The organism is Elioraea rosea, from assembly GCF_007644105.1.
Lineage (GTDB): Bacteria > Pseudomonadota > Alphaproteobacteria > Acetobacterales > Acetobacteraceae > Elioraea_A > Elioraea_A rosea.
The window spans coordinates 86860-100735 of sequence record NZ_VFAC01000001.1; the positions used below are offsets into that span (position 1 = coordinate 86860).

At 71.5% G+C, this 13876-nt stretch carries 14 protein-coding genes; 5 read left to right on the forward strand and 9 right to left on the reverse strand.

The window, feature by feature from the left end:
• Window positions 1-60 precede the first annotated feature (60 nt).
• The 4 genes from FIF60_RS00435 to rfbB are packed head-to-tail and all read right to left on the reverse strand — an operon-like array spanning window position 61 to window position 4099.
• Window positions 61-1203 carry a DegT/DnrJ/EryC1/StrS family aminotransferase gene (locus tag FIF60_RS00435; RefSeq protein ID WP_144182680.1) on the reverse strand — a complete coding sequence of 381 codons (1143 nt, stop codon included), beginning with the start codon at window positions 1201-1203 and terminating at the stop codon, window positions 61-63.
• The gene (locus FIF60_RS00440) at window positions 1200-2171 is read right to left on the reverse strand and encodes an NAD-dependent epimerase/dehydratase family protein (protein ID WP_144182682.1); all 972 of its coding nucleotides are present in this window, start codon (window positions 2169-2171) and stop codon (window positions 1200-1202) included. The genes FIF60_RS00435 and FIF60_RS00440 overlap by 4 nt, the downstream gene beginning before the upstream one ends.
• Window positions 2171-3040, reverse strand: a complete 870-nt coding sequence (gene rfbA / locus FIF60_RS00445) for a glucose-1-phosphate thymidylyltransferase RfbA (protein ID WP_144182684.1) — start codon at window positions 3038-3040, stop codon at window positions 2171-2173. The genes FIF60_RS00440 and rfbA overlap by 1 nt, the downstream gene beginning before the upstream one ends.
• Before the next feature lie 3 nt (window positions 3041-3043).
• On the reverse strand, window positions 3044-4099 hold the full coding sequence (gene rfbB / locus FIF60_RS00450; protein WP_144182686.1) for a dTDP-glucose 4,6-dehydratase: 1056 nt from the start codon (window positions 4097-4099) through the stop codon (window positions 3044-3046).
• A 67-nt stretch (window positions 4100-4166) separates the two neighbouring features.
• On the opposite strand from rfbB, the gene FIF60_RS00455 reads away from it, so the two are divergent.
• The 3 genes from FIF60_RS00455 to FIF60_RS00465 all read left to right on the forward strand — a co-directional run bounded on the left by FIF60_RS00455 (window position 4167) and on the right by FIF60_RS00465 (window position 8119).
• On the forward strand, window positions 4167-6875 hold the full coding sequence (locus FIF60_RS00455; RefSeq protein WP_158639005.1) for an AMP-binding protein: 2709 nt from the start codon (window positions 4167-4169) through the stop codon (window positions 6873-6875).
• A gap of 66 nt (window positions 6876-6941) precedes the next feature.
• The gene (locus tag FIF60_RS00460; RefSeq protein WP_144182690.1) at window positions 6942-7562 is read left to right on the forward strand and encodes an HAD family hydrolase; all 621 of its coding nucleotides are present in this window, start codon (window positions 6942-6944) and stop codon (window positions 7560-7562) included.
• A 14-nt stretch (window positions 7563-7576) separates the two neighbouring features.
• Window positions 7577-8119 (forward strand): TIGR00645 family protein, encoded by a 543-nt coding sequence (locus FIF60_RS00465; protein ID WP_144182692.1) that lies wholly within the window; start codon window positions 7577-7579, stop codon window positions 8117-8119.
• Between the two features lie 10 nt (window positions 8120-8129).
• Here FIF60_RS00465 and FIF60_RS00470 read toward each other — a convergent pair whose 3' ends face one another.
• Window positions 8130-8483 (reverse strand): RidA family protein, encoded by a 354-nt coding sequence (locus FIF60_RS00470; protein ID WP_144182694.1) that lies wholly within the window; start codon window positions 8481-8483, stop codon window positions 8130-8132.
• A gap of 46 nt (window positions 8484-8529) precedes the next feature.
• On the opposite strand from FIF60_RS00470, the gene FIF60_RS00475 reads away from it, so the two are divergent.
• Window positions 8530-9783, forward strand: a complete 1254-nt coding sequence (locus FIF60_RS00475) for an MgtC/SapB family protein (RefSeq protein ID WP_144182696.1) — start codon at window positions 8530-8532, stop codon at window positions 9781-9783.
• A gap of 3 nt (window positions 9784-9786) precedes the next feature.
• Here the strand turns inward: FIF60_RS00475 and FIF60_RS00480 are convergent, their stop codons facing one another.
• Genes FIF60_RS00480 through FIF60_RS22215 form a run of 4 tightly spaced genes read right to left on the reverse strand, consistent with a single transcriptional unit; the run spans window position 9787 to window position 12485 of the window.
• Window positions 9787-10713, reverse strand: a complete 927-nt coding sequence (locus FIF60_RS00480; RefSeq protein ID WP_144182698.1) for a metal ABC transporter solute-binding protein, Zn/Mn family — start codon at window positions 10711-10713, stop codon at window positions 9787-9789.
• Window positions 10714-10723: 10 nt separating this feature from the next.
• Window positions 10724-11581: a metal ABC transporter permease gene (locus FIF60_RS00485; RefSeq protein WP_144182700.1), complete on the reverse strand. Its 858-nt coding sequence runs from the start codon at window positions 11579-11581 to the stop codon at window positions 10724-10726.
• A 20-nt stretch (window positions 11582-11601) separates the two neighbouring features.
• Window positions 11602-12357: a metal ABC transporter ATP-binding protein gene (locus FIF60_RS00490; protein WP_144182702.1), complete on the reverse strand. Its 756-nt coding sequence runs from the start codon at window positions 12355-12357 to the stop codon at window positions 11602-11604.
• Window positions 12357-12485 (reverse strand): hypothetical protein, encoded by a 129-nt coding sequence (locus FIF60_RS22215; protein ID WP_275426696.1) that lies wholly within the window; start codon window positions 12483-12485, stop codon window positions 12357-12359. The genes FIF60_RS00490 and FIF60_RS22215 overlap by 1 nt, the downstream gene beginning before the upstream one ends.
• A 68-nt stretch (window positions 12486-12553) precedes the next feature.
• Here FIF60_RS22215 and FIF60_RS00495 point away from each other — a divergent pair, with 68 nt between their 5' ends.
• A complete protein-coding gene (locus tag FIF60_RS00495) occupies window positions 12554-13858 on the forward strand; it encodes a DUF445 domain-containing protein (protein ID WP_144182704.1) in 1305 nt (434 codons plus the stop codon).
• Window positions 13859-13876: the final 18 nt, after the last annotated feature.

Here is a 13876-nt window from a genome sequence, read left to right on the forward strand (position 1 = left end):
AAACGACGAAGGGGAAGCAAAACCGTAAGCGGCGCGCGGCCATGCTGCGCGGCAGCGAACTCAGCCAGGCAGGGCCCGAAGGGCTGCGCACACCGTCTCGACCTGCGCGTCGGCGAGCTCTGCGAACATCGGCAGCGACAACACCTCCGCCGCGGCCCGCTCCGTCTCGCGGCAGGCGGCGGGGCCGAGCGCGATGCGGCCGCGATAGGCGGCCTGGGCATGCACGGGAACGGGGTAGTGGATGTTGGTCGCGATGCCGCGCGCGCGGAAATGCGCCTGCGTCGCCGAACGGTCGGGGCAGCGCAGAACGTACTGGTGGAACACGTGGCTCGTGCCCGCGCGGCGAGCCGGGGCAGCGAGCGGCGCATCGGCGAGCGCGGCGTCATAGGCGGCGGCGATCGCCTGGCGGCGGGCGGTGACGGCATCGAGCGCGCCGAGCTTCACGCGCAGGGCAGCGGCCTGGATCTCGTCGAGCCGCGAATTCACCCCCGCCATGTCGGAAATGTAGCGCTCGCGCCAGCCGTACTGGCGGAGCGCAGCGATCCTGTCGGCGAGCGCCGCATCGTCGGTCGAGAGGACGCCGCCATCGCCGAGTGCGCCGAGATTCTTGGTGGGGTAGAGGCTGAAGGCGGCCGCGGCGCCGAGCGTGCCGCATTTGCGGTTGCCGATGAGCGCGCCATGGCTCTGCGAGCAATCCTCGATCACCGCCGCGCCGTGGCGGTTGGCGATCGCGATGATCTCCTCCACGGCCGCGGGCTGGCCGTAGATGTGCACCGGGATGACGGCCCGGATCGGCGGCAGGCCGGGGGGCGGGTTTGCGAGAACGGCCTCGAGCTCGGCCGGGTCCATGGTGAACGTGTCTGGCTCGATGTCGACCAGCACCGCCGACGCGCCGACCATCTCAATGGCCGCGACCGTCGCGACCGCCGTGTGGCTGACGGTCGCCACGGCAGCACCAGGCCCGATGCCGAGGCCTCGCAGGATCAGCGCCAGCGCGTCGGTTCCGTTGGCGACGCCCACGGCGCGCGCGGCCCCCTGCCAGGCGGCGAACTCCACCTCGAACGCGGAACATTCCTTGCCGAGAATGTACCATCCACTGTCGAGGGCCCGCATGATCGCGGCGTCGATCTCCGCCTTCTGCGCGCGGTAGCCCGCGCCCGGGTCGGCCTGCGGAACGGTGATCGGCGGCAGGGTGGCGTTCATGGCGTGTCCCCGAGATAGAGGGCGAGGCGTGGTCGTAACCAGTCGAGCGTGCGGGCGAGCCCGTCCGGCAGCGTGACGGTCGGTGCCCACCCCGTCGCTTCGCGGAAGGCGCCGTCGTCGGCGACGTAGGAGCCGATGTCGATCTTCGCGCGATCGGCCGGGAAGTCCCGCACCGTGTAGCGGCCCGAGCCGTTCGCCGCGACGAGGAGATCGGCAAGCGCGCGCAACGACACCGCAGGGCTTCCGCCGAGATTGTACACGCCCGTGGGCGCATCGAGCGCTGCGATGAACGCCTCCGCGACGTCCTCGCCGAAGGCAAGGTCGCGCATCTGCTCGCCGCCCCACACCTCGAACGCCTCGCCTTCCAGGACGCGGCGTATCCAGAGGCCGAGGAAGGTCTGCCTCGCATCCGCCACGCGCAGCCGCGGGCCGTAGCAGTTGGTCAGGCGCAGCGAGACCACGGGCCGGCCATGCACCTTCGCCTCGAGAAGCCAGTACTGCTCCGCCGCCCACTTGCTCACCGCGTTCGCATCGGGCGGGTCGATGGGGTGATCCTCGGCTACGGGAAGGGCGCGCGGGCGGCCGTAGAGCTGCCGCGTCGAGGCATGCACCACGCGGGCGGCAGGAGCCGTTTCGCGCGCTGCGAGGATCAACCGCAGCGTCGCGTCGGCGTTCTGCGCGAGATCATGCCGCGGGTCGGCCTGGCTTCCCATGTGCGAGGTGTGCGCGGCGAGGTGGAAGATCGCCGCGGCGCCGGCGAAATGGGCTGCGATGTCGTCGCGCGCGAGATCGGCCTCGACGAGGGTCGCTTCGATGCCGTCGAGATTGGCGCGGTTCGCGCCCGTACCCGGAAGCATCGCATCGATCGCCGTGACGCGCGCGCCCCGCGCGGCGAGCGCTCCGGCGAGCGTTGCGCCGAGGAACCCAGCACCTCCGGTGACGACGACGTGCTTGCCAGCGAGATCCATCACCCCTCGCGGGCGATCCGGGCGAGATAGGCGCCGAGCTCCGTCTTGCCGAGGCTCGCTGCCTCGCGCGACAGCGCCTCGGCGTCGATGAAGCCCATGCGGTAGGCGATCTCCTCGGGGCAACCGATCATCAGGCCCTGCCTCTCCTGCAGCGTCTGCACGAAGGTTGCGGCGGCGAGAAGCGAAGCGGGCGTTCCGGCATCGAGCCAGGCATAGCCACGGCCCATCCGTTCCACGTGCAGCTCGTCAAGCGAGAGATAGACGCGGTTGACGTCGGTGATCTCGAGCTCGCCCCGCGCGCTCGGCGGAAGCGAGGCAGCGATCTCGGAGACCTTCCCGTCATACACGTAGAGGCCGATCACGGCCCAGTTGCTCGACGGGTTGGCGGGCTTCTCGACGAGGTCGGTCGCCCGCCCCGTCGCATCGAACCACACCACGCCGTAGCGCTCGGGGTCGCGCACCTGGTAGGCGAAGACGCTCGCGCCCACCCCGCGGCTGGCCGCCCCCGCGAGAAGCGCGCCAAGCCCCTCGCCGTGGATCATGTTGTCGCCGAGAGCGAGCGTGCAGGGCGAGCCGCCGAGGAACTGCCGCCCGATGGTGAAGGCCTGGGCGATGCCGTCGGGCCTCGGCTGCACGGCGTAGTGGATGGAGAGGCCGAGGCGCGAGCCGTCTCCCAGAAGGCGGACGAAGGCTGGCTGGTCGGCCGGCGTGGTGATGACGAGGATGTCGCGGATGCCTGCGAGCATCAGCGTCGACAAAGGGTAGTACACCATGGGCTTATCGTAGACGGGCAGGAGCTGCTTCGAGGCAGCGAGCGTCATCGGGTGAAGCCGGCTGCCGGAGCCGCCGGCGAGAAGGATGCCCTTCACGTCTCAGGCCGCCGTGCCGAGGCGCTGCCCGGCATAGCGGCGGGCGCGGATCGCCTGCCACCACGCGGCATTGTCGATGTACCAGCGGATCGTGGCCTCAAGGCCGCTTTCGAAGCTGTGCACGGGCGTCCAGCCGAGCGCGTCCATCGCCGGCTTCGCATCGATCGCGTAGCGGAAATCGTGGCCCGGACGGTCGGTCACGAAGCTGATCAGCCGCTCGCGCGGGCCGGCGGCATCCGGCACGAGGCGATCGAGCACGGCGCAGATCGTGCGCACCACCTCGATGTTCCGCCGCTCGGCATGCGCGCCGAGGAGATGCGTCTCGCCAGGCCTGGCGCGCCACAACGCGGCGACGAGGCCGGCGGCGTGATCGTCGACATGGATCCAGTCGCGCACGTTCTCGCCGCGGCCATAGACCGGCAGAGGCTTGCCCTCGAGCGCATTGGCGATGGTGAGCGGGATCAGCTTCTCGGGGAACTGCCAGGGCCCGTAGTTGTTGCAGGTGTTCGTCACGAACGCGGGGAAGCCGTACGTCGCGTGGAAGGCGCGCACGAGATGGTCCGACGCCGCCTTCGAGGCGGCGTAGGGGCTTCGCGGCGCATAGGGGGTGGCGGCGGTGAACGGCGCATCGCCGGGCTCGAGATGGCCGAACACCTCGTCGGTGCTGACATGGTGGAAGCGGAACCGCTCGGCCCTCTCCTTCGGCATCGCCCGCCAGTGCGCCAGCGCGGCCTCCAGCATCGAGAGCGTGCCGGTGACGTTTGTCTGCACGAAGGCGGCCGGGCCGTCGATCGAGCGGTCGACATGGCTTTCGGCGGCCAGATGCATCACCGCATCCGGGTCGTGATCAGCGAACACCGCGCGCATCGCCACCGTATCGGCGATGTCGGCCCTGACGTGCAGGTGGCGCGGGCTCGCGCCTGCCTCCTCGATCGCCTCGGGGCTCGCGGCGTAGGTGAGGCAATCGACGTTCACGAGTTCGGCCGAGGTCGTTCGCATCAGGCGGCGGATGACGGCCGAGCCGATGAAGCCCATGCCGCCGGTGATCAGGATCTTCATGATGGGCAAGCGTGGCCACGCTTCGTGGCGGGGCGCAAGCGGGGCCGTGGCGGAACCGTGGCGACCCATGCCCGGCGCGCAAGGCCGCCTCTCCTGCGCGCCTGACTGGAACGTCAGCCCCTCCCCGCTTCGCCTCGCCGGCGCAGGTCGCCATATTGTCCTGGCAATGCAGGATGCGAGCACGCTGCGCACGACGCGCGACCTCGTCGAGGCCCTGGCCGGGCGCGGCGACCACCCAGCCCTCCTCTCCGTCCGCGGCGGCGAGCCGCACGCCCTCGCCTACGCCGAGCTGTCGCGCCGCGCTCTGGCGCTCGCGGGCTCGCTCGCAGCGCGCGGCCTCAGCCGCGGCGGCCGGGCGATCCTGTTCGGCGCACCGGGGGCGGACTGGATCATCGTCCGCCTTGCCCTCGGAGCGCTCGGCGCCGTCGCGGTCGCCTTCGACGAGACGACCTCGGATGCCGAGCTCGCCCTGCTCGTTCCGGCCTCCGAGGCGCGCCTCGCCTTCACGGACGCCGCCTTCGCCCCGCGGCTCGTCGCGGTCGATCCCGGGCTCGCGATCGCCACGCTCGACGAGGCGGAGGGCCTGCCGCGGTGGTCCGACTGGGCGGCAGGCGAGACCGCGCCGCTGCCGGAGATCGACGAGCAGGACCCGACCATGCTGGTCACGACCAGCGGCACGACCGGCACGCCCAAGGCCTTCCTGCTCACCCACGCGAACATCTTCCACAACGTCCGCGCCATCGCCGGCCAGGGCATCATCAAGGCGCGCGACCGTGCGCTGCTGCCGCTGCCGCTGCATCACGTCTATCCGCTGACCGTGGGCGTGCTCACCCCGCTCGCGACCGGCGCGACGGTGGTGCTGCCCGAAGGGGTCACCGGGCCGCTGCTGGTCGCAGCGCTGAAGGCCGGGCGCTGCACGGCGATGGCGGCGGTGCCGCGGCTCTACGGCGCGCTGCTCGCAGGGCTGATGGGGCGCGTCGCTGCGCAGCCCCTGCCGAAGCGGCTCGCCTTCCGCGCGCTGTTCTCGCTCTCTCTCTTCCTGCGCCGGCGCTTCGGGCTGCGCGTCGGCAAGCGGCTGTTCGGTTCGCTCCACCGCAACCTCGCGCCCGACCTCTGGCTGATGGCGTCGGGCGGGGCGGCGTTCGACGCAGAGACGATCTGGCCGCTCGAGGCGCTCGGCTGGCAGGTGCTCTCCGGCTGGGGGCTTGCCGAGACCGCCTCGATCCTGACCAACAACCACAAGGACCGCGCCCGCATCGGCGCCGAGGGCTTCCCTCTTCCCGGCATAGCGCTCCGCGTCGCCGAACCGAACAGCGAGGGCATCGGCGAGCTCCAGGCGCGTGGCCCCTCCGTGTTCGCGGGCTATCTCGACAATGACGAGGCGAACGCGGCGGCATTCACGGAGGATGGCTGGTTCCGCTCGGGCGATCTCGGCTTCATCGACGCGGACGGCTACGTCCACATCTCCGGGCGGGTGAAGGAGATGATCGTCCTCGGCGGCGGCAAGAACATCTTCCCCGAGGAGGCCGAGAAGCTCTACCTCGAGGATCCTGCCATCGCGGAGATCGCGCTGTTCGAGCAGCGCGGCGCGCTTCTCGCGCTCGTGGTGCCGGACGAGGCAGCGATCGCCGCCTCCGGCACGCCGCGCATCGAGGATGCCGTGCGCGTCGCGCTCACCTCCGTCGGCCATCGACTGCCGACCTGGAAGAGGCTCGCGGGCTTCGCCATCACGCGCCAGAAGCTGCCGCGGACGCGCCTTGGCAAGGTGCAGCGCTTCCTGCTGCCGAAGCTCTACGAGGATGCCGCCGCGGGCCGCGCCCCGGCGAAGGCGGAGCTCTCGGAGGAGGAGCGCGCGCTGATCGCCACGCCGCCTGCCGATGCGCTGTGGGCGCTGCTGAAGGAGCGTTTCCCCGGCAAGGTCGTTTCGCCCGCGCAGTCGCCGCAGCTCGATCTCGGGCTCGACAGCCTCGGCATGCTGTCGCTCGCGATGGAGATCGAGGCGCGGCTCGGCGTGTCGCTCGGCGAGGAGGAGCTCGGCTCGGTCGGCACGATCGAGGACCTGCTGCGCCTCGTCATCGACCGCCCGGCATCCGCGCCCGCGCAGGCCGCCCCGCCCGACTTCTCCTGGCTCGACGAACCTGGCCTCTGGCCGCGCCTCGCCGGCCGCGTGCTCGCCGGCGTCAACCGGGGCCTCATGGCGGTGATGTTCCGGCTGCGCGCGGAGGGCCGGCAGAACATTCCCGATGGCCCGGTCATCATCGCCGCCAACCACCTCTCCGACATCGACCCGCCGATCATCGCCGCCGCCCTGCCCGGGCGGGCGCTGCGCAGGGTGCGCTGGTCGGGAGACCGGGCGAGGCTGTTCGGCTCGGGGCTCGGCCGCTTCCTCGCCCGTGCCGCGCGCATCTTCCCCGTCGATGAGCGCGCACCGGGCGCGACGCTCGCCTATGGCCGCGAGGCGCTTGCGCGGGGAGACTGCCTCGTCTGGTTCCCGGAGAGCTGGCGGAGCCCGGACGGCACCGTCCAGCGCTTCCTTCCCGGCATCGGCGAGCTGGTGCGCGCGACCGGCGCGACGGTGGTTCCGGCCCGGATCATCGGCACCTTCGAGGCGATGCCGCGCACGGCGAGGTTTCCCAGGCCCCACCCGGTGCGGGTCGTGTTCGGCCCGCCGATCGCTGCCGCGGAACTCACGGCGGGGGCGGCGGACGCGGCAGCAATCGCCGCCCGGGTGCGCGAGGCGGTCGCTGCCCTCGGCCGGGCCGAGCCGGCGTCCTAGCCGGGGGTGCTTGACGGCGCGCTACGCCTCCCCCTTCTCTCTGCCGCGCCGCAACAGGAGCCCCGGATGGACCGCACCATCGACGCCGTGATCTTCGACCTCGGCGGCGTGCTGATCGACTGGAACCCCCGCCATCTCTACCGCAAGCTGTTCGAGGACGAGGCGGAGATGGAGGCCTTCCTGCGCGAGGTGTGCGCGCCTGCCTGGAACCTTGAGCAGGATCGCGGCCGCCCCTGGGCACAGGCGATCGCCGAGCTTTCCGCCGTCCACCCCGACAAGGCGGAGCTGATCGCCGCCTATCGCGGCCGATGGATGGAGATGCTCGCCGGCCCCATCGCCGGCACCGTCGCGATCCTCGAGAGGCTGCACGAGGCCGGCGTGCCGCTCTACGCGCTCACCAACTGGTCCGCCGAGACCTTCCCGATCGCAGAGGAGCTGTACGGCTTCCTCGGCCGGTTCCGCGGCGTCGTCGTCTCAGGACGCATCGGCCTCGTGAAGCCGGATGCGGCGATCTACACCCACACGATCGAGCGCTTCGGCGTCACGCCGGAGCGGACGGTGTTCATCGACGACAGCGCGAAGAACGTCGCCGGCGCCGCGGCCACGGGGCTGCGCGCCGTGCACTACACCGGGCCCGATGCGCTCGCGCGTGACCTCGCCGCGCTCGGCCTTCCCGTGGCGGCCTGAGCGGGAAGCGGGGCATGAACGCACTGCAGAAGATCATCGAGCGCACGATCCTCGCGAGCCGCTACGTGCTCGTGGTGTTCTACATCGGCCTCGCCTTCGCGCTGGTGATCTTCGCGGGGCAGTTCGTCCTCAAGATCGTCGACATCACGCTGAAATTCCCGAGCGCCGACGAGACGGCCGTGCTGCTCGCGATGCTGCAGCTCATCGACAAGGCCCTCGTGGCGGGCCTCGTCGTCATGGTCATGCTGTCGAGCTACGACAATTTCGTCTCCCGCCTCGACAGCGGCGATGGCGACACGCCGCGCATCACCTGGATCAGCCAGCTCGATCCCGGAAGCCTGAAGATCAAGGTCGCCTCCGCGATCGTCGCGATCAGCTCCATCCACCTCCTGCAGATCTTCATGAACGCGACGAACGTGACGAACGACGACATCTACTGGAAGGTCGTCATCCACATCGTGTTCATCTTCTCTGCGCTTTTCCTTGGCGTGCTCGACAGGCTCACGGTGATCTGGCCGGCGAAGTCCAAGGACAAGGAGCCGCCGCCGCGCCTCTAACGCGCAGCCCTCAGCCCTTGAGCGCGGCCGTGACGATGATCTCCACCTTCCAGCGCGGGTCGACGAGCTTGCCCTCGATGGTCGCGCGCGCTGGCGGGTGCTCCTTGTCCACCCACGCATCCCAGGCCGCGTTCATTGCCGCTGCGTCGCGGATGTCGGCAAGCACGACGAGCGCCTGGATGATGTGGCGCCTGTCCGACCCCGCGCGCTCGAGGAGCTCGTCGATCTGCGCAAGCACGCTCGCCGTCTGCGCCGCCGCGTCCGCCGTCGGGTCCTCGGGGATCTGGCCCGCCAGGTAGACGGTGTTGCCGTGCACCACCGCATTGCAGAGCCGGCCGTTCTCGATGTCGATGCGCCGCAGCATCCATCCCTCCTCGTGTCGATTCGCGCCGGGATGGTAGCGTGCGTGGATGAATGACGCGCCCTCCCTTCCCGTCGGGCTCGCACTCGCCCTGGGCCTGGGCTTCTTCCTCGGCCTCGCCTACGAGGAGCATTACGGGCAGGACAATGTCCGCCGCCCGGGCGGGATCAGGACGTTCCCCACCCTGTCCCTGACCGGCGCGGTGCTCTGGCTTCTCGAGCCGGCGCAGGGGCTCGCCTTCCTCGCCTTCCTGCTCTTCGTCGCGGCCTCCGGCCTGCTCTACTGGCGCGCCTGGCTCGGCCTCCAGGCGGGCGGGCAGACCATGCTGCGCGGCGGGCTGATGGTTCCGGCCTGCGCGATGACGGCCGCGGCGATCGGCCCCGCCTCGGTCTCGCTCCCCTCATGGATCCCCGTCGGGCTCACCATGGCCGTGGTGCTGCTGATCCGCGCGCGAACCTCGCTGCACGCGCTTGCCGCGAAGCTGCCAGGCGAGGAGATCACCACCGCGGCCCGGTTCCTCGTGCTTGCAGGCGTCATCCTTCCCGTGCTGCCGCGGGAGCCGATCGCCGCTTGGCTGCCGGTGACGCCGTTCCAGGTCTGGCTCGCGGTCGTTGCGATGTCAGCGATCTCCTGGGGCACCTACCTGCTGCAGCGCTACGTCTCGCGCGGGCACGGAACGTTGATCGGCGCGCTGCTCGGGGGGCTCTGGTCGTCGACGGCGGTGACGGTGGCGCTCGCGCGCGACCTGCGCGGGGCGGAGACGCGGCAGCCCGCGATCGAGGCGGGTATAGTCGCAGCCACCGCGGTGATGTTCGTCCGCGTCGGCGTCGTCGCCGGCGTGTTCAACCCTGGCCTCGGGCTTGCGCTCGCGCCGTGGCTTGCCGGGTTCTCGGTTGCCGCCGGCCTGGCGGCCGGGGCGATGCTGCTCGCGGGACGCGGCCCGGGCCCGGAAGCGCCGCTGCCATCCGGCAACCCGCTGCGCATCCCCTCGGCGCTTGCGTTCGCCGCCCTCTTCATCGCCATCTCGGCAGCGATGGCGCTGCTCGGGGGGCGCTTCGGCACCGCCGGGGTGTATGCTGTCGGCGCCATCGTGGGCCTGGGCGACCTCGATGCGTTCACGATCAACCTCGCGACGACGCCACAGCCTGGCGCGGTGGGGGCGATCCTGCTTGCCTGCGCGAGCAACAACGCGGTGAAGGGCGGCTACGCCCTCGCCTTCGGCGGCAGTCGCGGCGCGTGGCCTGGCCTTGCCCTCGCCGCGCTTTCGATCGCCGGTCTCGCCGTTGCGTTGGCGATCCGCTGAGCCTCAGGCCGCGAGGGCTTCGGCCATCATGCGCGTGTTGTGGCGGATCATCTCGACATAGCTCGGCGCAGGCCCGTCGGTGCGGCTCAGCGCATCGGCGTAGAGCTTGCCGCCGATGCGCGCGCCGCTCTCGGCCGCGACCTGCTCGAGAACGCGCGGGTTCGCGCCGCCCTCGATGAACAGCGCAGCGATGCGCTCGCGCCTTATCTGCTGCACGAGCCGCGCGATGGCCTGCGCCGAAGGCTCGCCGCGGGTCGAGATGCCCTGCGGGCTCAGGAAATCGATGCCGTAGCGCGCGCCGAAATAGCCGAACGCGTCGTGGCTCGTCACGATCCGCCGCCGCGCGCGCGGGATCGTCGCGAACTGTGCCTCGACCCAGGCGTCGAGCGCCTCGAGCGTGGCGATGTAGCGCGCCGCCGCCATGCGGTAGGCCTCCGCCGCCTCGCGGTCGGCTACGGCGAGGCCCTCTGCGATGGTCCGCACCATCGCCTGGGCCCGGCGCGGGTCCTGCCACACATGCGGGTCGGCGTCGTCATGGGCATGGCCGTGCCCGTGGCCGTGCGAACCACCCTGGGCCTTGATCGTGGCGATGCCGCGGCTTGCCACGATCTCCGTGCCCCGGAAGCCCGAGGCGCGGATCAGCCGCGGCATCCACCCCTCGAAGCCGAGCCCGTTCAGCACCACGAACCGGGCCCGGGAAAGCTTCTGCGCATCCGAGGGCGCAGGTGAGAAGGCATGCGCATCCGCCTCCGGCCCGACGATCGTCTCGAGGGTCAGGAAGTTGCCGCCGATCTCGCGCAGGAAGTCGCCGAGGATCGAGAAGGAGGCGACCGTCGGGCGCGGGTCGAGCGCGCGCGCGGTCCGGGCCGATACGAAGGGCGCCGCCAGAAGCGGGGCGGCGAGAACTGCGCGGCGTGCAATGCGGTGCATGGCTGACCTCCTATCCTGCAAGATGCGGGCGGCGCGCCCATCGGCGGAGAAGCGACCCTTGCGGCCCCGCTGCAAGCCCGAGCGCCCAGATCGCGCCGGCAGCGAGGACGATGGCAGGGCCCGTCGGCAGGTCCGCGTGGAAGGACACGAGCAGCCCCGCCACGGAGGCGGCCGAGGCCGCGAGCACCGCCGCGACCACCTGCCCGCCAACGGAGCCTGACCAGAACCGCGCGCCCGTCGCGGGCAGCATCATCAGCCCGACCGCCATGAGCGTGCCGAGCGCATGGAAGGCGGCGACGAGGTTCAGCACGACCAGCGCAAGGAAGGCGAGATGCCACGCCGCGCCGCCGCCGCCGGCATGGCGGAGGAAGCCTGGGTCGAACGTCTCGGCGACGAGCGGGCGCCACATCAGCGCCAGCGCCACGAGCGTCACCGTCGTGACCGAGGCCATGAACAGGAGCGCCCCGTCATCCACGCCGAGGGCCGCGCCGAACAGCAGGTCGAGCAGGTCGACGCCGCTTCCGCTCATCGAGACGAGCACGACGCCGAGCGCGAGCGCCACCAGGTAGAACCCCGCGAGCGAGGCATCCTCACGCAGGCCCGTGCCGCGGGACGCGAGGCCGGCGGCGACGACGATGGCAAGCCCCGCCAGCACTCCGCCCACGCTCATCGCGACGAGGCTCAGGCCGCCGACCATCGCGCCGAGCGCGACGCCTGGCAGGATCGCATGGCCGAGGGCATCGCCGATCAGCGACAGCCGCCTGAGCACGAGGAACACGCCGAGCGGCGGTGCAGCAAGAGACAGCGCGAGACAGCCGACGAGCGCGCGCCGCATGAAGGCGTAGTCGAGGAACGGATCGAGCAGCATCGCCGCCTCCAACCGCGCGCTCAGGCAGCGCGGGCGCAGATCTCCGCGTCGTCTGCCCAGGCCTCTGCCATCATCCGCGCGCGCAGCGCATTGGCCGGCACCAGCACCTCTGCCGTCGGGCCCCAGGCGATGGCCTCGCGGGCGAGCAGGAGCGTCTCGGGAAAATGCGTGCGCACGAGGTCGTGGTCGTGCAGCACGGCGATGACGCTGCGCCCCTCGCCATGCCAGCGCGCGACGACTCGAAGCAGGTCGGCGGTGGTCCTCGCGTCGATCGCCGTGAAGGGCTCGTCGAGCACAATCACGGGGCAGTCCTGCAGGAGCATCCGCGCGAACAGGACGCGCTGGAACTGCCCGGCAGAGAGGCTGGCGATCTGACGCGTCTCGAACCCGGTGAGGCCGACGGCGGCCAGCGCCGCTTCCGCCTCCCGGCGCATTGCGCCGCCGATGCGCCGGAATAGCCCCGCGCGGCGCCAATGCCCCATCATCACGACCTCGAGGGCGGAGATGGGAAAGGACCGGTCGAGCGCCGCCTGCTGCGGCAGGTAGGCGATGTCGGAGGCGGCGATGCCGCCGCGGTCGATGCGGCCGCCGTCGATCCTGGCCTCGCCGGTCACGGCGCGGAGAAGGCTCGTCTTGCCCGCCCCGTTCGGGCCGACGATGGCGGTGAGACTGCCTGCGCCGAACGTCCCGCTGACATGGTGCACGGCGGGGTGCCGGTCATACGCCACCGTCAGCCCCTCGAGGATGATCGCCGGCGCGGGAGGGGAGCGCTGCATCAGGGGACCGCCCAGGCGACGCCGGCCCAGAGGAGCGCGGCGAGGAGGCCCGCGAGGAGCAGCCGCTCCGGCACGCCGGCGGCGAGTGAGAGGGGCGAGGGCCTCTGGTGGTGGGTGTGCCGATGCATGGAATGTTATTGTATAACGTTCACGCGCCGGGGCGGCAAGAGCGTGCGTCTCTGGTAGCGTCCGCCCCATGTCACCGCATGACCTTCCCCTGGAAGCGCTCCGCGCGCAGGAGCGCGACGCGGACCGCCGCACCCTCACCCGCTGGCGCCTCTATGCCGGTCTCGCCATGGCCGGCACGCTCGGGGCCACGATCGGCCTCTATGCCGTGCCCGAGCCCCGTCCCTTCTGGCTCGACCTTGCCCATGCCGCCGCCAAGGCGGGCTTCGTCGGCGCGGTGGCGGACTGGTTCGCCGTCAACGCCCTGTTCCGCTACCCATTCGGGCGATGGACCGGCCTCGGCGGACTCCTGCCGCGGCAGAAGCAGCGGCTCGCCGGCGGCATGGGCCGCTTCGTCGCCCGCCAGTTCTTCACGCCCGACAGCATCCGCCGTGCCGTCGAGGGGGTGGATGTCGGCGCCGCCGCCGGACGCTTCCTGTCAGACCCCGCCGCGGCGCGGCGCACGGCCATCGCGCTCGCCCCCTTCGTGCCGCAGCTTCTCGAGGCGCTGGCGGACGGGCGCGCCGTGCGGGCGCTGCGGCGCGTCCTGCCGCGGATCGTCTCTGGGCCGGAGGCAGGCCCCGTGGTCGCCCGGCTTCTCCGCTCCTTCCTCGACGGCAGCCATCACCAGGAAGTGTTCAGCCAGGCGCTCACCCGCCTCAAATCGTCGCTGACGGCGAACGAGGCGAAGATTAAGGCGGCCATCGAGGCGCGCGTCGCGGAACAGGGCGGCTCGATGGTGAAATGGGTCGCCGGCGCGTGGATCGCGCGCAAGGTTCTTTCCGCCGCCAATGCCGAGCTCGCCAAGGTCGAGCCGGACGACAGCGACCTTCGCGCCGCCTTCGACGCCTGGGTGAACCACGAGATCGAGCGGCTCGAGAAGGACCCCGTGCGCGCGGCCGAGATCGGTGCGGCGCTGCGCCGGGCCGTCTCGCATCCGGCCGTCGCGCTCTGGCTCGAGGATGCGGTGATGCGGCTGTCGCAGATGGCGCGGTTCGACGCCGAGCGCGAGGACGGGCGCATCGTCACCGCGCTCAGCGGGCTGTTCGGGAATCTCGGCCGCACGCTGTCGGAGAACGAGGCCTCGCGCGCCGGCCTCAACAAGCTGCTCGAGGAGACGGTTGCCGCGATCGCGCCGTCTGCGCAGACGCGCATCGAGGGCTTCGTCGCGGCCAAGGTCTCCACCTGGTCGGACGAGGACCTGATCGAGCGGATCGAGCTGAAGGTCGGGCGCGAGTTGCAGCTCATCCGGCTGAACGGGACGCTGGTCGGCGCTGCCGTCGGCGCGCTTCTTTACGGTGCGCTCACGCTTCTGTTCGGCCGGGTGCCCGTGTAGTTGCGCCCGCCTCACCCG

Coding starts and splice junctions, on each gene's coding strand:
- FIF60_RS22215 (WP_275426696.1), bottom strand. CDS start 12,485: ATGCATCGGCACACCCACCACCAGAGGCCCTCGCCCCTCTCACTCGCC.
- FIF60_RS00435 (WP_144182680.1), bottom strand. CDS start 1,203: ATGAACGCCACCCTGCCGCCGATCACCGTTCCGCAGGCCGACCCGGGC.
- FIF60_RS00495 (WP_144182704.1), top strand. CDS start 12,554: ATGTCACCGCATGACCTTCCCCTGGAAGCGCTCCGCGCGCAGGAGCGC.
- FIF60_RS00485 (WP_144182700.1), bottom strand. CDS start 11,581: ATGCTGCTCGATCCGTTCCTCGACTACGCCTTCATGCGGCGCGCGCTC.
- FIF60_RS00465 (WP_144182692.1), top strand. CDS start 7,577: ATGAACGCACTGCAGAAGATCATCGAGCGCACGATCCTCGCGAGCCGC.
- FIF60_RS00455 (WP_158639005.1), top strand. CDS start 4,167: ATGCCCGGCGCGCAAGGCCGCCTCTCCTGCGCGCCTGACTGGAACGTC.
- FIF60_RS00480 (WP_144182698.1), bottom strand. CDS start 10,713: ATGCACCGCATTGCACGCCGCGCAGTTCTCGCCGCCCCGCTTCTGGCG.
- FIF60_RS00460 (WP_144182690.1), top strand. CDS start 6,942: ATGGACCGCACCATCGACGCCGTGATCTTCGACCTCGGCGGCGTGCTG.
- rfbB (WP_144182686.1), bottom strand. CDS start 4,099: ATGAAGATCCTGATCACCGGCGGCATGGGCTTCATCGGCTCGGCCGTC.
- FIF60_RS00440 (WP_144182682.1), bottom strand. CDS start 2,171: ATGGATCTCGCTGGCAAGCACGTCGTCGTCACCGGAGGTGCTGGGTTC.
- FIF60_RS00470 (WP_144182694.1), bottom strand. CDS start 8,483: ATGCTGCGGCGCATCGACATCGAGAACGGCCGGCTCTGCAATGCGGTG.
- FIF60_RS00475 (WP_144182696.1), top strand. CDS start 8,530: ATGAATGACGCGCCCTCCCTTCCCGTCGGGCTCGCACTCGCCCTGGGC.
- FIF60_RS00490 (WP_144182702.1), bottom strand. CDS start 12,357: ATGCAGCGCTCCCCTCCCGCGCCGGCGATCATCCTCGAGGGGCTGACG.